The organism is Micromonospora wenchangensis (assembly GCF_002210435.1).
In the GTDB taxonomy this organism is placed as follows: Bacteria; Actinomycetota; Actinomycetes; order Mycobacteriales; family Micromonosporaceae; genus Micromonospora; species Micromonospora wenchangensis.
Genome location: NZ_MZMV01000003.1, coordinates 64,533 through 86,447, shown reverse-complemented (window position 1 = coordinate 86,447; position 21,915 = coordinate 64,533). Strand labels below are relative to the sequence as shown.

Annotated in this window: 9 protein-coding genes and 1 pseudogene; 8 read left to right on the top strand and 2 right to left on the bottom strand. The window is 73.6% G+C overall.

The window, feature by feature from the left end:
• Positions 1-189: 189 nt before the first annotated feature.
• Positions 190-1,113: an NmrA/HSCARG family protein gene (locus B5D80_RS02600; protein ID WP_088642138.1), complete on the bottom strand. Its 924-nt coding sequence runs from the start codon at positions 1,111-1,113 to the stop codon at positions 190-192.
• Positions 1,114-1,205: 92 nt separating this feature from the next.
• Here B5D80_RS02600 and B5D80_RS34710 point away from each other — a divergent pair, with 92 nt between their 5' ends.
• On the top strand, positions 1,206-1,772 hold the full coding sequence (locus B5D80_RS34710; protein WP_088642137.1) for a TetR/AcrR family transcriptional regulator: 567 nt from the start codon (positions 1,206-1,208) through the stop codon (positions 1,770-1,772).
• Positions 1,773-1,868: 96 nt separating this feature from the next.
• On the opposite strand, the gene B5D80_RS02590 is transcribed toward B5D80_RS34710, so the two are convergent.
• Complete coding sequence (locus B5D80_RS02590; protein ID WP_088642136.1) at positions 1,869-2,573, bottom strand: YoaK family protein; 705 nt, start codon at positions 2,571-2,573, stop codon at positions 1,869-1,871.
• A 116-nt stretch (positions 2,574-2,689) separates the two neighbouring features.
• Here B5D80_RS02590 and B5D80_RS02585 point away from each other — a divergent pair, with 116 nt between their 5' ends.
• The 7 genes and pseudogenes from B5D80_RS02585 (at position 2,690) to B5D80_RS02555 (ending at position 21,905) form a co-directional block, all read left to right on the top strand.
• The gene (locus tag B5D80_RS02585; protein WP_088642135.1) at positions 2,690-2,968 is read left to right on the top strand and encodes a hypothetical protein; all 279 of its coding nucleotides are present in this window, start codon (positions 2,690-2,692) and stop codon (positions 2,966-2,968) included.
• Positions 2,965-3,978, top strand: a complete 1,014-nt coding sequence (locus B5D80_RS02580; protein WP_211291363.1) for a cupin-like domain-containing protein — start codon at positions 2,965-2,967, stop codon at positions 3,976-3,978. The genes B5D80_RS02585 and B5D80_RS02580 overlap by 4 nt, the downstream gene beginning before the upstream one ends.
• Before the next feature lie 167 nt (positions 3,979-4,145).
• Positions 4,146-5,234 (top strand): NYN domain-containing protein, encoded by a 1,089-nt coding sequence (locus B5D80_RS02575; RefSeq protein ID WP_088642134.1) that lies wholly within the window; start codon positions 4,146-4,148, stop codon positions 5,232-5,234.
• Positions 5,235-5,308: 74 nt separating this feature from the next.
• Positions 5,309-5,527 carry a hypothetical protein gene (locus B5D80_RS02570; RefSeq protein WP_088642133.1) on the top strand — a complete coding sequence of 73 codons (219 nt, stop codon included), beginning with the start codon at positions 5,309-5,311 and terminating at the stop codon, positions 5,525-5,527.
• 280 nt (positions 5,528-5,807) lie between these two features.
• Complete coding sequence (locus tag B5D80_RS02565; protein WP_088642132.1) at positions 5,808-7,073, top strand: glycoside hydrolase family 16 protein; 1,266 nt, start codon at positions 5,808-5,810, stop codon at positions 7,071-7,073.
• A 334-nt stretch (positions 7,074-7,407) separates the two neighbouring features.
• Positions 7,408-12,831: pseudogene (locus B5D80_RS02560) on the top strand (type I polyketide synthase); the annotation flags it as partial.
• Between the two features lie 47 nt (positions 12,832-12,878).
• The gene (locus tag B5D80_RS02555; RefSeq protein ID WP_088642130.1) at positions 12,879-21,905 is read left to right on the top strand and encodes a type I polyketide synthase; all 9,027 of its coding nucleotides are present in this window, start codon (positions 12,879-12,881) and stop codon (positions 21,903-21,905) included.
• The last annotated feature ends 10 nt before the right edge of the window (positions 21,906-21,915 follow it).

Sequence of the window (21,915 nt, the reverse complement as noted above, 5' to 3'; positions counted from 1 at the left end):
CCGGTAGATCCACGAGTACGCGCCGCAAGGCATCGACCCCCGACAGCGATCACCCTTCCGGGTGCCGGGCGGTAGCGCCATGTCGTAATCACCGAACCCTGAGCGGTGACCGTTGTAGGAACCCCACAAAAGTTTTTGGTCTTCCCGGCCGTGCCGGCGGGTACCGCAGCACCCGCCGCAGGTCGCGGGTCAGGCGTCCGCCCGTAGGTGCGTCTGCGCCCAGGCGCTGAAACTGGTGAGCGGGAGGCCGAGTTCCCGTGCGTACCGTGGACGGGCCGGTTGGGGGACCGCGTTCATCCACTCGTGGGTGGCACCCATCGCGGGCATGCCGGCGGCGAGGGCCTCCTGCTCGGTCATCTGCGGCGCGACCAGCCGTACGCCCAGCGCCCGGGACAGGACCTCGGCGATCTCGGTCATCGACAGGTGGTCGCTGGCCAGTTCCAGTTCGATCCGGTCGAAGCGCTCCGGGTCGGTGAGGGCGGCGGCGGCCGCCCGTCCTATGTCGTCCGTCGCGACCAGCGCCAGCCGGGTCTCCGGGCGCAGGACGCTGACCAGCCCGCCCTCGACGCCACGCGGAAACAGGAAGGCCATGGACGGCAGGAAGTTGTCCATGAAGAAGCCCGGCTTGAGCAGCGTCCAGTGCCGGAAGCCGGCCGTGCGCACCCGGTCCTGGATCGCGCTCTTGGCGTCGAGGGCGGGTGCCATCGGGGCCCAGCGCCCCTCGGCCCAGCCGGCCGCCTCGACGTGTCGACCGGCGCCGGTGACGGAGGTGTGCACGAACTGGGGCACCCCGGCCGCCCGTGCGCCCTCGACGAGGTTGACGCCCTGGGCCACCTCGCCGTCGAAGTCGAAGCCCGCCGCGCCCAGCGGGGGCATCTGCACGGAGAAGACGGCGCGGGCCCCCTCGGCGGCCCGGACCACCGACCCGCGGTCGAGCAGATCGCCGGTGACCAGCTCGGCACCGAGGGCGGCGACGGCGCGGGCGCGGTCGGTCGCCGGGTCGCGGACCAGTGCGCGGACGGGAACCCCGGCCGCGCGCAGGGCACGGACGGTGGCTCCGCCCTGCCGGCCGGTGGCGCCGGTGACCAGGACGGGGGCGGTGGCTGTGGACATGACGCTCCTCCGATTAAACGGCGGGGCCCGCCGTTTTCTGTCGGGTACGATACGGCGGGCCCCGCCACTTATCAAGGTCGGAGAGGAACGTCATGGCCGACGGCCAGCGCGCCGACGCCCGGCGCAACTACTCGCGCATCCTCGCCGTGGCCGAGCGGGAGGTGGCGGTGCACGGTGCCGGTGCGTCCCTGGAACAGATCGCCCGCACCGCGGGGGTCGGCTCGGCGACCGTGCGCCGTCACTTCCCCACCCGCCGGGCGCTGCTGGAAGCGGTCTCCCGGGAACGGGTCGAGGCCCTGCGGGTCCGCGCCGAGGAGCTGACCGGCCGGGACGACAGCCGGGCGGCACTCCTGGAATGGCTCGGTGACGTCGTCGTCTACTCCGTCGCCGCCCGGGGGCTGGCCGCCGCGCTGGCCTACGACGGCGCTCCGGCCGACCCGGTGCACGAGAACAGCTGCTCGGCGACGTTGGAGGAGGCGGCGGCCCCGCTGCTGCACCGCGCCGTCCAGGACGGCGCGTTCGCGGCGGACGTCACGGTCGGGGACCTGATCACGCTGATCGTCGGCATCGTCCTGGCCACCGAGCACCATCCCGACCCCGCCGCCCGGGCGGACCGGCTGTTCCGGATGGCCGTGGCGGGACTCGGCCCCCGGGGCTGAACCCCGCCGACGGCTAACAGCCCCCGAAGGTGTCCCGGTCGGCCGGGGAACGGACGGCGGACCGGCCGGCGCGTGGTGGCGCGGCGACCCGCCGGGTCAGTGACCGTTGGGCGACGGCCCGGCGGTCGCCGCTGCGGCGACCTCACGGCGGCGGACCACCGCGACCAGCGCCGTGCCGAGAGTCAACAGCGCGCCGGCCACGACCAGCGCCACCGCCCCGTTCACCCGCAACGTCAGCACCGCGGAGACGAACGCGCCCAGGCCCATCGTGGTGATCGCGCCGAACCGGCGGAGCCAGGCCGTGCCGGGGCCACCGGCGGCCCGGCTGTCGGTGGACAGGTTCACCATGGTCATGGTCACCACCACCGTCGACAGGTCCCGGATGCCGATGTGCTTGACCGCCGCGGCCTGCGCGCCGAGCACCAGGGCGAGCAGGCCGGTGACGACCAGCATCGCGCCGTGCGCCGGCGGACCGGTGACGAGCCAGAACCCGGCCAGGGCGAGCGACAGCACGCTGCCACCGACCAGGATGGCCAGCCCGGCGGCGGGCAGCGCCGCCGGCCCCGGCGCGCCCCGGGTCAGCCGGGCGGCGAGCACCGCGCCGAGCATGAACGTCAGCAACGCCACCAGGTTGTTGAGCACCGGCAGGCCGGACACCCCGGCCAGCCCGAACCCGATGAAGAGCACGTTGCCTGTCATGTTGCCGGTGAACACCCGGTCCAGGGCGAGATAGCTGACGCCGTCGACCGCCCCGGTCGCCGCGGTCAGCACCAGCAGCGGCACCTCGTAGCTCTTCGTCATGGCCCTTCCGATGATCGTTTCCGGCCGGCAGTCTACCCATGACCTGCGGGAACGTCCCGGGTAGCCGGGACACCGGCCCCTGGTGGCCGGGACGCCGGGGCCCGTTGACTGGCCCCATGACCGAGCTGCCGGACCACTTCCCCGCCCACGTCAAGGGTTCCTACGTCAACTGCGACCAGTACGCCCGCGAGGCGCGGCTCACCCCGCCCCCGGACCACATCCCGGCCCACGTGAAGAACTCCTACGTCAACTGCCAGGAGTACACCCGTCAGCTGCGGCTCACCCCGCCGCCGGCCGCCGAGCACTTCCCCGAGCACGTGAAGAACTCGTACCCGACCTGCCAGGAGGCGGTCCGCCCGCCCCGGCTCACCCTCGTGCCGGCGGCCGGGGCGTGACCACCGTCGTCCCGCCCCGGCTCGACCCGGCCTGGCGGGAGTGGCTGGTCGAGAACCTGGCCATGGGCGCGTCGGTGGAGCAGGCGCGGACCGTCGCCGTCGCCGGGTCCGCCGACCCGCAGGCCGTCGACGCCGAGCTGCGGGACCTGGCCGACCATCCGTACTTCGCGGTGTGCCGGCGGCTCGCGCTGCGCTACGACTGGTTGGAGTCGGTGCTCGACACGTACCGGACGCTGCGCGACAGCGACGGCGGGCGGACGCTGGAGCGGCGCGCGGACCTCGACCCCGCGGAGTTCTTCTCCCGCTACTACTTCGGCAACCGGCCGGTCGTGCTGGACGGCCTGATGGCCGACTGGCCCGCCCTCGGCTGGACTTTGGACGGGCTGGCGGCGGCCTGCGGCGACGCCGTGGTCGAGGTGATGACCGGCCGGGACGCCAACCCCGACCACGCCTGGCAGTACGACAGGCACCGCACCAGCATGCCGTTCCGCGAGTACCTGGCGCTGCTCGGCTCGGGCCGGCGCACCAACGACTACTACATGGTGCCGCGCAACGAGAACTGGTCCGGCGCGCTGCGCCCGCTCGTCGCCGACATCCGGACCCCGGAGGGGATCGTGGACCCGTCCGGGCTCGGTCACCTGCTGCTGGGACCGGCCGGCACGGTGACGCCGCTGCACGTGGACAACAGTTCGGTGCTGCTCGGCCAGGTGCTCGGCCGCAAGCACGTCCGGCTGGTCCCGTCGTACGAGCGGCACCTGGTCTATCCGCGCGGCGGCACGTTCAGTGCGGTCGACGCGGCGGACCCGGACCTCACCCGGCACCCCCGTTACGCCGAGGCGACGGTGCTCGACGTCGTGCTGGAGCCGGGCCAGCTACTGTTCGTGCCGGTGGGCTGGTGGCACTGGGTGCAGGCCCTGGAGGTCAGCGCCACGGTCAGCTTCCACCACTTCCGCGTCCCCGGCCAGAACCACAAGATGGCCACCCCACCCGCCGCCACCCCACCCCGCTGACCCACCCCTCCGCCCGGCCCCCCGCCGGCCCTGACCCCCGGTGATCAAGAGAAATGCGTCAGGAACATGCCCGGCGGCTGACCTTTTCCTCTTGATCACCGGGCTTCGGCGGGGTGCCCGCGACGTGGCGGGATGGTGGGGGAGGGACGCGGGATTAGGGTGTTGCGGTGGATCACGAGGATCGAATCGCGCTCTTTCTCGACTACGAGAACCTTGCCCTGGGGGCCCGGGAACACCACGGTGGGCGGGCGTTCGACTTCCGCCCGATCGCCGACGCGCTCGCCGAGCGGGGGCGGGTGGTGGTCCGCCGGGCGTACGCGGACTGGTCGTACTTCGACGAGGACCGTCGGATGCTCACCCGTTCGCACGTCGAGCTGATCGAGATCCCGCAGCGGATGGGGGCGTCCCGCAAGAACGCCGCCGACATCAAGATGGCCGTCGACGCGGTGGAGTTGGCCTTCGAGCGCGGCTACATCTCCACCTTCGTCATCTGCACCGGGGACAGCGACTTCACCCCGCTGGTGCACAAGCTGCGCGAACTCAACAAGCGGGTGATCGGGGTCGGGGTGGAGAAGTCCACCTCGGCGCTGCTTCCACCCGCCTGCGACGAGTTCCTCTACTACGACCGGCTGGAGGGTGTCGACCTGCCGCCGGTACGGGGGCGGCGCGGTCGCCCGGCCAAGCCCGCCGAACCGCAGCAGGCGGTGGAACCGGCGCAGGAGCAGCCCGAGCCGGAGCGGCAGCCGGCCGCCGAGGAGCCGGTACGCGACGCCGAGGCGCTAGCGGTGCTGGTCGCGCAGACCGTCGCCGGCCTCCAGGGCAGCTCGGAGGGGGAGGTGACCGCCTCCCGGCTCAAGCGCACCCTGCTGCGCAAGGACCCCACGTTCAGCGAGTCCGACTACGGGTTCCGCACCTTCGGCGAGCTGCTGCGCCACCTCGCCGGGCACAACGTCGTCGAGCTGGCCGAGGGGCCGGCCAAGGGCGACCCGGAGGTGTCCCTGCCTGAGCACGGCGACCAGGAGGTGGCTTTCGCGCTGCTGCGTACGGTGGTGGCGGAACTGGCCGCTGCGGGTGGCCCGGTGGCGCTCTCCGGGCTCAAGAACCAGCTCCGTCGGGCCCGCCCCGAATTCAGCGAGAAGAAGCTCGGCTACCGCAGTTTCCTCCAGTTCGGTAAGGCCGCCGCCACCGCCGGTGAGGTCACGTTGGCCTGGAGCGCGGAGGCCGACGACTACCTGCTCACGCCCCGGCAGGGGTGACCGGGCGGGTCGGCGGCGGGCCTCGACGAATTCGTGACTCACGTTCCACGGCCGGTTTGCTATACGGTCGGTGAATGATGGTCGAGGAGCACTGGTGGAACGGTGACCCGAGCCCACGCGGGCGGCGGGACGTCTACATCCGTACCGACGGGGAGGCCTGGGAGGTCCAGGCGCAGATCGGCGGGGCGTCGGGTCGCTCCCGCGTGCAGCAGTGCCCGAGCCGGGCGGCGGCGGTCATCCTGGCCGACGCCTGGCGCGGCAGCAATCCTTCCTGGCGCGGGCTGCACCGCTGATCGGTCCGGGCGCCGGCGGGCGGTCCGCACCGCGTCCCGCCCGCCCCGCCCGCTGGCCGGTCCCGGCCGGGCACCCCGCAGCAGACCCCCGAGCGGGCTGGCGCACAACGACTCCGATCACGCAGCGTAACCTTTTCTTCACTGGCCGGTCAGCGGGGCCCTGAGCAGGGCGAGCTAACTGGCAACATTCTTGACAGAAGGGCCGGATATCGACATCCTTCGTGGAGAGCGCTCTCCCCGGCGTGCTCCCCGCCCCCGATGTCGCCCCAAGGAGCCTCCCGTGCCCGGAGCCCGAGCCGTCCCCCGGCCCCGATCCCTCGCCCGCGCGGCGGTCGCCCTCGTCACCCTCGCCGCCGCCCTCGTCCTGCCCGCCCAGGCCGAGCCCGCCTCGGCCGCCATCGGCGGCATCACCTGGCAGGACGAGTTCAACGCCGCCGCCGGCACCCCCGTCGACCAGAACCGATGGCGCTTCGACATCGGCGGTGGCGGCTGGGGCAACAACGAACGGCAGTACTACACCAACAGCACCAGCAACGCCGTCCACGACGGACAGGGCAACCTGGTCATCACCGCCCGCAAGGAGAACCCGGCCAACTACCAGTGTCACTACGGCCGGTGCGAGTACACCTCGGCACGGCTGCTCACCGCCGCCACCTTCACCCAGGCGTACGGCCGGTTCGAGGCCCGGATCAAGATCCCCCGGGGTCAGGGCATCTGGCCGGCGTTCTGGATGCTCGGCAACGACATGGGCAGCGCCGGCTGGCCCGCCGCCGGTGAGATCGACATCATGGAGAACATCGGCCGGGAACCCAACACCGTCTACGGCACCGTGCACGGCCCCGGCTACTCCGGCGGCGGCGGCATCACCGGCAGCCGTACCATCGGCCAACCCCTCGCCGACGGCTTCCACACCTACCGGGTGGACTGGGAGCCCAACCTGATCGTCTGGTACCTCGACGGCGTCGAGTACCACCGCGTCGACCCGTCCCGGCTCGGCGGCAACCGCTGGGTCTACGACCACCCGTTCTTCATGATCCTCAACGTGGCGGTGGGCGGCAACTGGCCCGGATATCCCGACGGCTCCACCCAGTTCCCCCAGCAGATGCTCGTGGACTACGTGCGGGTCTCCAGCTACGTCCCCGGCGGCGGCAACCCGCAGCCCGGCACCACCCGGCTGCGCGGCACGCAGAGCGGCAGGTGCATCGACATCCCGAGCGCCGACCCGGTCGACGGCGCGAAACTCCAGATCTGGGACTGCAACACCACCGCCGCCCAGGCGTGGACCTTCGCCAGCGACGGCACCGTCCGCGCGATGGGCAAGTGCATGGACCCGGCCTGGGCCGGCACCGCCAACGGCACCGAGGTCAACCTGGTCACCTGCAACGGCAACCCGGCCCAACGGTTCACCCTCAACGGCGCCGGGGACCTGGTCAACCTCAGCGCCAACCGGTGCGTCGACGTCCGCGACCAGAACCCCAACAACGGCGGCAAACTGCACCTGTGGGACTGCCTCGGCGTCGGCAGCCAGAAGTGGTCCCGCTTCTGACCACGGCCCGGCGGTAACACCGCGACGGACGGCCCCCCGGCACCCGCCGGGGGGCCGTCCGTCGTCGCGCCCCGGTCGGCCGCCCGACCCGCAACCCCAGCCCCACCGGGGTGGCCCGGCCGGCGACGACCGAGGGGTCGAGGTAGCAGCGTCGCGGGCTAGGGGGCGCTCTGGGGGCGGTAGGGGGTTAGTGGTGCGCCGGGCGGCCGTAGGGTCATCGCGAACAACCAACAATGCCTGAAGAAGCTCTCTGTTTCGACAATTGCCACCGTGCTGACCCGTGCGTCGATATTGGCCCGGGTCTGCCCGGCTGGGCTAGTGGCGGGAGACGTAGATGGAGAACGAGGAGAAGCTTCTCGGGTATCTGAAGCGGGCCACCACCGATCTGCGTGAGGCCCGCCGGCAGTTGCGCCAAGCCGAGCGGCGGGAGTACGACCCCATCGCCATCGTCGGTATGAGCTGCCGCTTCCCGGGTGGTGTGGATGGTCCTTCGGCGCTGTGGCAACTCCTCGCCGACGGGACCGACGCCGTCTCCGACTTCCCCGACGACCGGGGCTGGAACGTCGAGGAAATCTACGACCCCGACGATTCCAAGGCCGGCAAGACGTACGCGCGGACCGGTGGGTTCCTTTCCGACGCCGCACTTTTCGATGCCGAATTCTTCGGCATTTCCCCCCGCGAGGCCCTCGCCATGGACCCGCAGCAGCGGTTGTTGCTGGAGGCGTCCTGGGAGGCGTTCGAATCGGCCGGCATCGACCCGACGTCGGCGCGTGGCAGCCGTACCGGGGTGTTCGCCGGGCTGATGTACCTCGACTACTCGAGCCGGCTGCCGGTGATCCCCGCCGAGTTGGAGGGCTTCATCGGCAACGGCAACACCGGCAGCATCTTCACCGGCCGGGTCGCCTACGTGCTGGGTCTCGAAGGCCCGGCGATCACCGTGGACACCGCCTGCTCGTCGTCGCTGGTCGCGCTGCACCTGGCGATCCAGGCGCTGCGCCGCGAGGAGTGCACCATGGCATTGGCCGGTGGTGTGACGGTGATGGCCACCCCGGAGACCTTCGTCGACTTCAGCCGGCAGCGGGGGCTGGCCGCCGACGGCCGGTGCAAGCCGTTCGCCGCCGCCGCCGACGGCACCGGCTGGGCCGAGGGCGTCGGGGTGCTGCTGGTCGAACGGCTCAGCGACGCCCAGCGTCTCGGGCACCGGGTGCTGGCCGTGGTCCGTGGCAGCGCGGTCAACCAGGACGGCGCGAGCAGCGGACTCACCGCCCCCAACGGCCCGTCGCAACGCCGGGTCATCGCCGACGCCCTGGCCAATGCGCGGCTCACCGCCGACCAGGTGGACGTCGTCGAGGCGCACGGCACCGGCACCCGGCTCGGCGACCCGATCGAGGCGCAGGCGATCCTCGCCACCTACGGCCGGGACCGGGCGCAGCCGCTCTGGCTGGGCTCGGTGAAGTCGAACATCGGGCACACCCAGGCTGCCGCCGGGGCCGCCGGAGTGATCAAGATGGTGTTGGCGATGCAGCACGGCATGCTGCCCCGCACCCTGCACGTCGACCGGCCCACCCCCCACGTCGACTGGACGGCCGGCGACGTCCGGTTGCTCACCGACCCGGTCGCCTGGCCGGAGACCGGGCGACCCCGCCGGGCGGCCGTGTCCTCCTTCGGGCTCAGCGGCACCAACGCCCACGTGGTGCTGGAGCAGGCCCCACCGGTCGAGGCCGTCGAGCCGGACGACGGCACCGCACCGACGCCGGCCACCGAGCCGTCGGTGCTGCTCTGGCCACTGTCGGCCCGGTCGGCGGACGCGCTGGCCGGTCAGGCGACCCGGCTGGGCGCCTTCCTGACCGACGAGCGTCCGGTGGACGTCGGGTTCTCGCTGGGCGTCGGCCGGGCCGGGTTGGAGTTCCGGGGGGTGGCGGTCGGCCGGGAGACCGCCGAGCTGTCCGCGGGCCTGGAAGCTCTGGCCGCCGGTGGTGGCCTGTCGGGTCGCACGGTCGCCGGTCGTACGGCGGTGTTGTTCACGGGTCAGGGTGCGCAGCGGGTCGGGATGGGTCGTGAGTTGGCGGAGGCGTTCCCGGTGTTCGCTACCGCTCTGGACGAGGTGTGTGCGGCGTTCGGGCCGTTGTTGGACGGTGATCTGCGGGAGGTGATGTTCGCCGATCCGGACGGGGTTCTCGATCAGACGGGGTGGACGCAGCCGGCGTTGTTCGCGGTCGAGGTGGCCCTGTTCCGCCTGGCAGAGTCGTGGGGTCTCAAGCCGGACTTCGTGGCCGGTCACTCGATCGGTGAGTTGGCTGCCGCCCACGTGGCCGGTGTGTGGTCCCTGGAGGACGCGTGTCGGGTGGTGGCGGCCCGTGGTGGTCTGATGCAGGCGCTCCCGGCGGGTGGGGCGATGCTGGCGATCGCCGCGTCCCTCGACGAGCTGGATCTGGGCGATGTGGATGTGGCGGCGGTGAACGGTCCGTGGGCGGTGGTGGTGTCCGGTACGGAGGAGCAGATCGCGGCGCTGGAAGCGTCCCTTGAGGTGAAGACGCGTCGGTTGCGGGTGTCGCATGCGTTCCACTCGCATCTGATGGACCCGATGCTGGCCGGCTACGGGCAGGTCGTGGACGGCGTGACGGCGAGCCCGGCGGGTATCCCGTTGGTGTCGACCGCGACCGGTGACCTGGCCACGGACGACGAGTTGGGTTCGGTCGCGTACTGGCAGGGTCAGGTGCGCGGCACGGTGCGGTTCGCCGACGCGGTTGCTGCCCTGGCGGCCCGGGGGGTGACCCGGTTCGTGGAGATCGGGCCGGACAGTGTGTTGACCGCGATGGTGGCCGACTGTGTGGAGGACGCCACCGCCATCGCCCTCCAACGGCGCAGGCGCGACCAGACAGGTACGGCGCAACCGAACGACGACGGCCAGGTGCAGGCGTACGCGGCCGGGATGGCGCAGGCGTGGATCAGTGGGATCACGCTCGACTGGGCGGCCGTGAACCCGGGTGGCCGTCAGGTCGACCTGCCCACCTACGCCTTCCAGCACCGGCGGTACTGGCTCGACATGCCCCCCGGCATCGGTGACACCACCGGACTCGGCCAGCTTCCCGCCGGACACCCGATGCTCGGTGCGGTGGTCGACCTGCCCGGCAGCGGTGGCGTGGTGCTCACCGGCCGGCTCTCCCGCACCGGCCAGCCGTGGCTCGCCGACCACGCGGTGTTCGACACCGTCCTCGTCCCCGGCACCGGACTGGTCGAACTCGCCCTGCGCGCGGGCGATCAGGTCGGCTGTCCCGTGCTCGACGAGCTGACCATCAGCGCGCCGCTGGTGCTGCCGGCCGACGGCGGCCTGGCCCTGCGGGTGACCGTCGACGCCGCCGACGAGAGCGGCGCGCGTACCCTCGGCATCTGGAGCCGGGCCGACGACGCGGCCGACGACACCGACTGGACCCCGCACGCCGAAGGGGTCCTGGTCCGGCAGGCGGGGGCCGACCCGGCCGCCGCCGACCTCACCGAGTGGCCGCCCGCCGGTGCCGAAGCCGTCGACCTCGACGGCCTCTACGACCGGCTGCGCGACCACGGCTACGGCTACGGGCCGGTGTTCCAGGGGCTGCGCGCGGTGTGGCGGCGCGGCGACGGCGACGCCGCCGAGATCTGGGCCGAGGCCGCACTGCCCGAGGTGGCCACCGCCGACGCGTCCCGGTTCCTGCTGCACCCGGCGCTGCTCGACGCCGCCTTGCACGCCAACCTGGTCGACGAGGGCGCGGGCGACACCCCGCTGCCGTTCTCCTGGCGTGGCGTCACCCTGCACGCCGCACACGCCGCCGCCCTGCGCATCCGGATCTCCCCGGCCACCGGCGACAAACTGGCCGTCACCGTCGCCGACGGCCACGGCACCCCGGTCGCGACCATCGACCAGCTGGTCGTCCGCCCGGTCGCCGCCGACGCGCTCGACGCCGCCGCCCGCAGCCAGCACCGCCACCTGTACGAGGTGGACTGGCAGCCGGTCTCCGCCCCGGACGCCCACACCGACGGCTGGACCCTGCTCGACGTCGACGCGGAGCTGCCCGAGGAGGCACCCGACACCGTCGTGGTCACCCTCGACCCGCCCGGCACCCCGCCGGCCGCCGTGCACGAGGCGACCGCCCGCCTGCTGGGGCTGCTGCGCCGCTGGCTCACCCACCCGGGGTACGCGCACAGCACGCTGGCGCTGCTCACCCGCACCGCCGTCGGTGCCGGCGACACCCCGGTCGACCCCGCCGCAGCGGCCCTGTGGGGGCTGGTCCGGGCGGCCGAGGCCGAACACCCCGGCCGGTTCGTCCTGGTCGACACCGACGACGGCGGCACCGGCCACCTGGCGGCGGCACTGGCCACCGGCGAACCCGAGGTGGCGGTCCGCGACGGTCAGCTGCTGGTGCCCCGGCTGACCCGGGTGGGCACCGACGTGCCCGCCGACAGCAGCGGATGGCCCACCGACCGCACCGTCCTGATCACCGGTGGACTCGGCGGCCTGGGTAGCCTCGTCGCCCGGCACCTGGTCACCCGGCACGGCGTACGCCGGCTGCTGCTGACCGGGCGCGGCGGCGCGGCCACCCCCGGCGCGACGGAACTGGTCGCGGACCTCGCCGCCGTCGGCGCGGACGTGACCGTCGCCGCCTGCGACGTCGCCGACCGGGACGCGGTCGCCGCCCTGCTGGCCGACCACCGGGTCGGCGCGGTGGTGCACGCCGCCGGCACCGCCGAGAACGCGTTGGTCGACGCCCTCACCCCCGAGCAACTGCACCGGGTGCTGCGGCCCAAGGTGGACGCCGCGTGGCACCTGCACGACCTCACCCGCGACCACGACCTGACCGCCTTCGTGCTGTTCTCCTCGTCGGCGGGCTGGGTGGCCGGGGCCGGGCAGGGCAACTACGCCGCCGCGAACCTCTTCCTCGACGCGCTCGCCCAACGCCGCCGCGCCGACGGGCTGCCCGCCACCTCGCTGGCCTACGGCCTCTGGGCCACCGGCACCGGGATGGGCGGTCACCTCGACGACGCCGACCTGCACCGGATGCGCCGGCTCGGAATGCCCGCGATGAGCACCGACGAGGGGCTGGCGTTGTTCGACGCGGCCGTCGCCGCCGGGCGGGCCACGACCGTACCGGTGCGCCTGGACCTGGACGCGCTGCGGCGGCGCACCGACGCGCTGCCCGCCGTGCTGCGCGGCCTGGTCCGTACCCCCGCCCGGCCGACCGCGGCCGGTGCGGGTGCGGCGGTCGACGGCCCGCCGCTGGCCCAGCGCCTCGCCGGCCTCTCCGACGCCGACCGGGACACCCTGCTGCTCGACCTGGTCCGCACGCACGCCGCCGCCGTGCTGGGCTTCCCCGGCCCGGCGTCGGTGGAACCCGGCCGCGCGTTCAAGGACCTCGGCTTCGACTCCCTCGCGGCCGTGGAGTTCCGCAACGTGCTCAGCACCGTCACCGGGCTGCGGCTGCCCGCCACCCTCGTCTTCGACCACCCGGAACCCACCGCCCTGGCCCGCGCGCTCAAGGCCGACCTGGTGGTGCCCGACGCCGATCCGGCAGGTGCGGTGCTCGCCGACCTCGACCGGCTGGAGAAGGCCCTGACCGAGGTGCCCGGCACGGAACACGCCCGGCTGACCGCCCGGCTGGAGGCGGTGCTGCGCGGCTGGCAGGACCGGACCGGCCGCCCCGACGACGACACCCCGCACGACTACGAGTCCGCCACCGACGAGGAACTGTTCGACGTGCTGGAGAACGAGCTCGGCCTCTCCTGACGGCAGCCTCCGACGAACCTCCGGCGCGGGAAAGATTGGTGTGAACGATGGCGAACGACGACAAGCTCCGGACCTTCCTCAAGCGTGCTACCGCCGAACTGCAACAGGCCAACCGGCGGCTGCGTGAGGTGGAGGGCCGGGACCAGGAGCCGATCGCGATCGTCGGCATGGGCTGCCGCTACCCCGGCGGGGTCCGGTCGCCTGAGGACCTGTGGCGGCTCGTCGCCGACGGCACCGACGCCATCTCCGGCTTCCCCACCGACCGGGGCTGGGACGTCGACGGCATCTACGACCCGGAACCCGGCAAGCCCGGCAAGAGCTACACCCGGCACGGTGGTTTCCTCTACGACGCCGCCGACTTCGACCCGGGGTTCTTCGGGATGAGCCCCCGGGACGCGGTGGAGACGGACCCGCAGCAGCGGCTGCTGCTGGAGGCGTCCTGGGAGGCGTTCGAGCACGGCGGCATCGACCCGACCTCCCTCAAGGGCAGCGCCACCGGGGTGTTCGTCGGCGTCATGCACCACGACTACGTCGACAGCACCACCTCCGGCAGCCTCGTCTCCGGCCGGGTCGCCTACAACCTGGGCCTGGAGGGGCCGGCGATCACCCTCGACACCGCCTGCTCGTCCTCGTCGGTGGCGATGCACCTGGCCTGCCAGTCGCTGCGCAAGGAGGAGTGCGGGCTGGCCCTGGCCGGCGGGGTCGCCGTGATGGCCACCCCGCAGCTCTTCGTCGAGTTCAGCAGGCAACGCGCACTGTCCCCGGACGGCCGGTGCCGCTCCTTCGGTGACGGCGCGGACGGCGCGGCCTGGTCCGAGGGGGTCGGGGTGCTGGTGCTGGAGCGGCTCTCCGACGCGCAGCGCAACGGGCACCGCGTCTACGGGCTGATCCGGGGTTCGGCGGTGAACCAGGACGGCGCGAGCAACGGGTTGACCGCGCCGAACGGGCCGGCCCAACAGCGGGTGATCCGGGCGGCGCTGGCCAACGCCCGGCTCTCCGTCGCCGACGTGGACGTGGTCGAGGCGCACGGCACCGGCACCACCCTCGGTGACCCGATCGAGGCGCAGGCGGTCCTCGCCACCTACGGCCGGGACCGGGAGACGCCGCTCTTCCTCGGCTCGATCAAGTCCAACATCGGGCACGCGCAGGCCGCCGCCGGGGTCGCCAGCGTGATCAAGATGGTGATGGCGATGCGGCACGGCACGCTGCCGCGCACGCTGCACGCCGAGACGCCGTCGCGGCAGGTCGACTGGACCGCCGGGGACGTTCGACTGTTGACCGAGGCGGTCGACTGGCCGGCGGTGGACCGGCCCCGCCGGGCGGGCGTGTCGTCGTTCGGCATCAGCGGCACCAACGTGCACCTCATCGTCGAGCAGGCCCCGCCCGCCGAGGCCGGCACGCCGGGGCCGACCCCGCCTGTCGTCCTCTGGCCGGTGTCGGGGCGTTCCCCCGAGGGGATGGCCCGCCAGGCCGCCCGGATCGCCGGGTTCGCCGCCGACACCGACGAGCGTCCGGTGGACGTCGGGTTCTCGCTCGGGGCGGGTCGGGCCGGGTTGGAGTTCCGGGGGGTGGCGGTCGGCCGCGAGGCCGCCGAGCTGTCCGCCGGTCTCGACGCCCTGGCCGCCGGGGCCGGCGTGTCGGGTCGGATCACCACGGGTCGTACGGCGGTGTTGTTCACCGGTCAGGGTGCGCAGCGGGTCGGCATGGGCCGTGAGTTGGCGGATGCGTTCCCGGTGTTCGCTCAGGCGTTGGACGAGGTGTGTGCGGCGTTCGGGCCGTTGCTGGATGGTGATCTGCGGGAGGTGATGTTCGCCGACCCGGATGGGGTTCTCGATCAGACGGGGTGGACGCAGCCGGCGTTGTTCGCGGTCGAGGTGGCCCTGTTCCGCCTCGCGGAGTCGTGGGGGTTGAAGCCGGACTTCGTGGCCGGTCACTCGATCGGTGAGTTGGCCGCCGCGCATGTGGCTGGGGTGTGGTCCCTGGAGGATGCGTGCCGGGTTGTTGCCGCGCGGGGCGGCTTGATGCAGGCGCTTCCGGCGGGTGGGGCGATGTTGGCCATCGCCGCCCCGCTGGCCGAGTTGGATCTCGGCGATGTGGATGTGGCGGCGGTGAACGGTCCGCGGGCGGTGGTGGTGTCCGGTACGGAGGAGCAGATCGCGGCGCTGGAAGCGTCGCTTGAGGTGAAGACGCGTCGGTTGCGGGTGTCGCATGCGTTCCACTCGCACCTGATGGACCCGATGCTCACCGAGTACGGGCGGGTCGTGGACGGCGTGACCGCGAACCCGGCGGGTATCCCGTTGGTGTCGACCGCGACCGGCGATCTCGCCACCGACACCGAGTTGGGTAGCGCCGGCTACTGGCAGGGTCAGGTGCGGGGCACCGTCCGGTTCGCCGACGCGGTCGCTGCCCTGGCGGCCCGTGGGGTGACCCGGTTCGTGGAGATCGGGCCGGACAGCGTGCTCGCCACCATGGTCGCGGACTGCGTCGACGACGCGGTGACCGTCGCGTTGCAGCGGCGGGACCGGGAACAGGTCACCGCGTACGCCACCGGGATGGCGCAGGCGTGGACCACCGGCGTCGACCTCGACTGGACGGCCGTGCACCCGGGGGCGCGGCAGGTTGAACTGCCCAGCTACGCCTTCGCCCGTCAGCGGTACTGGCTGGCCGCCCCCACCGCCGCACCGGCCACCGTCACCGACGACTGGCGCTACCGGGTCGTGTGGCGGGCCGCCGACCTGCCCACCGGGCCGGAACTCACCGGCGACTGGTGGCTCGTCACCCCGGAGACGCTCACCGACGACCCCCGGGTCACCGCCGTGGCCGACGCGCTCGCCACCCGGGGCGCCACCGTCACCCGGCTCACCGGCACCGACCCGCTCGCCGGCCGGGGCACCCCCACCGGGATCGTGTCCCTGCTCGGCCTCGACGACACTCCGGACCCGTACGACGCCGGGCTGTCCGCCGGGGTCACCGGCACCGTACGACTGGTGCGGGCCCTCGCCGCCGCCGACGTCACCGGTCGGCTCTGGTGCCTCACCACCGGCGGCGTCGCCGTCGACCGGTACGAGGACCTGCCGCACGCCGCACAGGCCGGTCTCTGGGGCCTCGGCACCGTGCTCTCCCTGGACTACCCCGGCTGGTGGGGTGGCCTGGTCGACCTGCCCGCCGACTGGACGCCCGACACCCTCGACCGGCTCGTCGACGTGCTCGCCGACGGCGGCGAGGACCAGGTGGCCCTGCGTACCGCCGGGGTGCTGGCCCGGCGGATGGTGCGCTGGCCCGTCGCCGGCAGCCCCGAGCGGCGCTACACCCCCTCCGGCACGGTGCTGGTCACCGGCGGCACCGGCGGTATCGGCGCGCACCTCACCGAATGGCTCCTCGACCACGGGGCCGAGCGGGTGGTGCTGGCCAGCCGGCGCGGCCCCGCCGCCCCCGGGGCCGCCGACCTGGCCGCCAGGCTGCCCGGCGTGCAGGTCGTCGCCTGCGACGTGGCCGACCGGGACGCCGTCGCCACGCTGCTCGACGGGATCGGCGACGAGCTGACCGCCGTCTTCCACGCCGCCGGGGTCCTCTACGACCCGGCCCCGCTCGGCGAGACCAGCCTCGACGACTTCGCCGCCGTGTGCCGGGCCAAGGTGCTCGGCGCGACCCACCTCGACGCGCTGCTCGGTGACCGGCCGCTGGACGCGTTCGTGCTGTTCGCCTCCGGCGCGGCCGTCTGGGGCAGCGCCGGGCAGGCCGCCTACGGCACCGGCAACGCCTGGCTGGACGCGCTGGCCCACCAGCGCCGCCGCCGGGGTCGGACCGCCACCTCGGTCGCCTGGGGCACCTGGGGCGGCGGTGGCATGGTCGACGAGCAGGCCACCGAACACCTCCTGCGGCAGGGCACCCCGCCGATGGAACCGCGCCTCGCCCTCGGCACGCTCCAGCAGGTCCTCGACCACGACGAGAGCCACCTCGTGGTCACCGACATCGACTGGGCCCGGTTCACCCCGATCTACACCCTGGCCCGGCCCCGGCCGCTGCTCGCCGCGCTCCCCGAGGCCCGGCAGAGCCCGGCCGTCGCCGCCCCGGCCGCGTCCACCGACACCTCCGTGCTGGCCGGGCTGCCCGACGCCGAGCGGCTGCCGTACCTGCTGGACACGGTGCGCACCCAGGTCGCCGCCGTCCTCGGGTACGACGCGACGACCAGCGTGGACGTCCAGCGGCCGTTCCGGGAACTCGGCTTCGACTCGCTGACCGCCGTGGAGCTGCGCAACGCCCTCGGCGAGGCCGTCGGGCTGCGCCTGCCGGCCACCATGGTCTACGACCACCCGACCCCGGCCGTGCTGGCCCGCCACCTGTACGACGAACTCGTCGGCACCGCCGCCCCGACCACGGTCACGTCCGGCGTCGGCGGCTCCGACCCGGACGAGCCGATCGCCATCATCGGGATGAGCTGCCGCTACCCGGGCGGCGTCCGGTCCCCGGAGGACCTGTGGCGGCTCGTGGACAGCGGCACCGACGCGATCAGCCCGTTCCCGGTCGACCGGGGCTGGGACACCGACGCGCTCTTCGACGCCGACCCGGACCAGCCGGGCACCAGCTACGTCCGCTCCGGCGGCTTCGTCTACGAGGCGGGCGCGTTCGACGCCGAGTTCTTCGGCATCTCGCCCCGGGAGGCGATCGCCATGGACCCGCAGCAGCGGCTGATGCTGGAGGTCACCTGGGAGGCGTGCGAGCGGGCCGGGATGGACCCGGAGGCGCTGCGCGGCAGCCCCGTCGGGGTGTTCGTCGGCTCCGGCGCCCAGGACTACGGCGACCTGCTCGGTCTCGCCCCCGCCGAGTCGGAGGCGTACCTGAGCACCGGCAGTTCCGCGTCGGTGATCTCCGGCCGGGTGTCGTACGCGTTCGGGTTCGAGGGACCGTCGATGACCGTCGACACGGCGTGTTCCTCGTCGCTGGTCGCGCTGCACCTCGCCAGCCAGGCGCTACGGGCCGGGGAGTGCGCCACCGCCATCGCCGGTGGGGTGCTGGTGATGTCGAACCCCACCCCGTTCGTGGCGTTCAGCCGGCAGCGGGGGCTCGCCCCCGACGGCCGGTGCAAGTCGTTCTCCGACGCCGCCGACGGCACCGGCTGGTCCGAGGGCGTCGGGGTGCTGATGCTGGAGCGGCTCTCCGACGCGCAGCGCAACGGGCACCGCGTCTACGGGCTGATCCGGGGTTCGGCCGTCAACCAGGACGGCGCGTCGAACGGGCTGACCGCGCCGAACGGGCCGGCCCAGCAGCGGGTGATCCGGGCGGCGCTGGCCAACGCCCGGATCACCCCCGACGAGGTCGACGCCGTCGAGGCGCACGGCACCGGCACCACCCTCGGTGACCCGATCGAGGCACAGGCGCTGCTCGCCACGTACGGCCGGGACCGGGACCGGCCACTGTGGCTCGGTTCGATCAAGTCGAACATGGGTCACGCCCAGGCCGCCGCCGGCATGGCCGGTGTGATCAAGATGGTGATGGCGCTGCGGCACGGCACCCTGCCGCGCACGCTGCACGCCGAGACGCCGTCGCGGCAGGTCGACTGGGCTGCCGGCGACGTGCGGCTGCTCACCGAGCCGGTCGACTGGCCGGCCGGGGACCGCCCGCGTCGCGCGGGGGTGTCGTCGTTCGGCATCAGCGGCACCAACGCCCACGTGATCGTGGAGGAGGCCCCGCCGGTCGAGCCCGCCGCGCCCGCCGCGACCCCCGAGCCGCCGGTGGCACTCTGGCCGCTGTCCGCCCGGTCGGCGGGTGCGCTGGCCGAGCAGGCCGGCCGCCTGCGTGACTTCCTCACCGACGAGCGTCCGGTCGACGTCGGGCATTCGCTGGCCGTCGGTCGGGCGGCCCTGGACCACCGGGCGGTGGCCGTCGGTGGTACGGCGGCTGAGTTGTCCGCCGGTCTGGAGGCCCTGGTGTCCGGCACCGGCGTGTCGGGTCGGATCACCACGGGTCGTACGGCGGTGTTGTTCACGGGTCAGGGTGCGCAGCGGGTCGGGATGGGTCGTGAGTTGGCGGATGCCTTCCCGGTGTTCGCTACCGCTCTGGACGAGGTGTGTGCGGCGTTCGGGCCGTTGTTGGGTGGTGATCTGCGGGAGGTGATGTTCGCCGATCCGGACGGTGTTCTCGACCAGACGGGGTGGACGCAGCCCGCCCTGTTTGCGGTCGAGGTGGCTCTGTTCCGTCTTGCGGAGTCGTGGGGGTTGAATCCGGACTTCGTGGCCGGTCACTCCATCGGTGAGCTGGCCGCCGCGCACGTCGCCGGGGTGTGGTCGCTGGAGGACGCCTGCCGGGTCGTTGCCGCACGCGGTGGTCTGATGCAGGCGCTTCCGGCGGGTGGCGCGATGCTGGCGATCGCCGCGCCCCTCGACGAGCTGGATCTCGGCGACATCGACGTGGCGGCGGTGAACGGTCCCCGGGCGGTGGTGGTGTCCGGTACGGAGGAGCAGATCGCGGCGCTGGAAGCGTCCCTTGAGGTGAAGACCCGTCGGTTGCGGGTGTCGCATGCGTTCCACTCGCATCTGATGGACCCGATGCTCACCGAGTACGGGCAGGTCGTGGACGGCGTGACCGCGAGCCCCGCGGGTATCCCGTTGGTGTCGACCGCGACCGGCGATCTCGCCACCGACACCGAGTTGGGTAGCGCCGGCTACTGGCAGGGTCAGGTGCGGGGCACCGTCCGGTTCGCCGACGCCGTCGCCGCTCTCGCCGCGCGAGGCGTCACCCGGTTCGTCGAGATCGGGCCGGACAGTGTGCTGACCGCGATGGCCGCCGACAGCGTCGACGGGGCCGCCTGCATCCCGTTGCAGCGCCGGGACCGCGACCAGGTCACCGCCTACGCCACCGGGATGGCCCGGGCCTGGACCACCGGCGTCGACCTCGACTGGTCCGCGATCAACCCGGGTGGCCGGCCGGTCGATCTGCCCACCTACGCCTTCCAGCACCAGCGGTACTGGATCGAGCCCGAGGCCGGCAGCGGCACCGGCACCGACGCCGCCGACGGCGGGTTCTGGGACGCCGTCGACCGGGGCGACACCGACGTGCTCGCCGACGGTCTCGGCGTCGCCCCGGGCGTCGTCACCGAGGTGCTGCCCGGCCTCGCCGCCTGGCGGGCCCGGCAACGGGACGCGGCCACCGTGGACGACTGGCGGTACCGGGTGGTGTGGCGCTCCACCGAACTACCCGACGGCGGCGAACTCACCGGCACCTGGTGGCTCGTCGTACCGGCCGCGTCGACAGGCGACACCCGGGTGTCCGCCCTCGCCGCCGGACTGGCCGCCCGGGGGGCCGACGTCGTCACCGTCACCGGCACCGACCTGCCCGCCGGGGACACCCCCGCCGGGGTGGTGTCCCTGCTCGCCCTCGACGACACCCCGGACGCCACCGACGCCGGCCTGTCCGTCGGCGTCACCGACACCGTCGCGCTGATCCAGGCGCTCACCGCCACCGACTTCGCCGGCCGGGTGTGGTGCCTCACCGCCGGTGGGGTCGCCGTCGACCGGTTCGAGGAGCTGCCGCACCCCGCGCAGGGCGCGCTGTGGGGCCTCGGCACCGTGCTGTCCCTGGAGTACCCGCACTCCTGGGGTGGCCTGGTCGACCTGCCCACCGACTGGACCGACGAGCACGTCGCACGGCTCGTCGACGTCCTCGCCGCCGGCGCGGAGGACCAGGTGGCCGTCCGTACCGCCGGGGTGCTGGCCCGGCGGCTGGTCCGCTGGCCGGCCGCCGGCAGCCCCGAGCGGCACTACACCCCCACCGGCACGGTGCTGGTCACCGGCGGCACCGGCGGCATCGGCGGGCACCTGACCGAATGGCTGGTCGGTCAGGGCGCGCGGCGGGTGGTGTTGGCGAGCCGGCGTGGCCCGGCGGCACCGGGTGCGGCGGAGCTGACGGCCCGGCATCCGGGTGTCGAGGTGGTGGCGTGTGACGTGGCGGACCGGGACGCGGTGGCCGCGCTCCTGGCCGACCTCGGTGACGAGCTGACCGCCGTGTTCCACGCCGCCGGGGTGCTGCACCAGGAGAAGTCGCTGCCGGAGACCAGCGTGGCCGAGTTCGCCGAGGTGTGCCGGGCGAAGGTGCTCGGCGCGGTGCACCTCGACGAACTGCTCGCCGAGCGGTCGTTGGACGCGTTCGTGGTGTTCTCCTCCGGTGCCGCGGTGTGGGGCAGCGCCGGTCAGGCCGGGTACGCGACCGCGAACGCGTACCTCGACGCGCTGGCGCACCGGCGGCGCAGCCGGGGCGCGGTCGCCACCTCGGTCGCCTGGGGCAGCTGGGCCGGCGGCGGGATGGCCGACGGGGAGGCCACCGCGCACCTGCGCCGGCAGGGCACCCCGCCGATGGAGCCCCGGCTCGCCGTCCGGGCGCTGCGGGAAGCCCTCGACCACGACGAGAGCCACCTCGTCGTCGCCGACATCGACTGGGCCCGGTTCACCCCCATCTACACCCTGTCCCGGCCCCGGCCGCTGCTGGCCGCGCTGCCCGACGCCCAACCCGAGGCCGAGACGGCCGCCCCGGCCGCGGTGACCGCCGACCTCGCCGGCCGGCTCGCCGCCATGCCCTCACCGGACCGCCTGGGCACCGTCCTGGCACTGGTCCGCGACCAGGTCGCCGCCGTCCTCGGGTACGCCTCCGGCGCGGACGTCGACCCGGAGCGGGCGTTCAAGGAGGCCGGCTTCGACTCGCTGACCGCCGTCGAGCTGCGCAACCGGCTCGCCACCGAGACGGCGCTGCGGCTGCCCGCCACCCTGGTCTTCGACTACCCGACCCCGACCGAGCTGGCCCAGCAACTGCTCACCGAGCTGGTGCCCGCCGACGCCGGGGGCGTCACCCTGCTCGACGACCTCGACCGGCTCCAGGCCGCGCTGTCCACCCTGGACGCCGACGCGGTGGCCGCTCTCGACGAGAGCACCCGGGCCGGGGTGGGGGAGCGGTTGCGCACCATGCTCGCGGCGTGGACCGCCGGTCAACGTCCGGCCGAGGTCGCCAGCGTCACCGAGGAGCTCGACACGGCCTCCGACGACGACCTCTTCGACTTCATCGACAGCAAGTTCGGCACCTCATGATCCGTCCGCT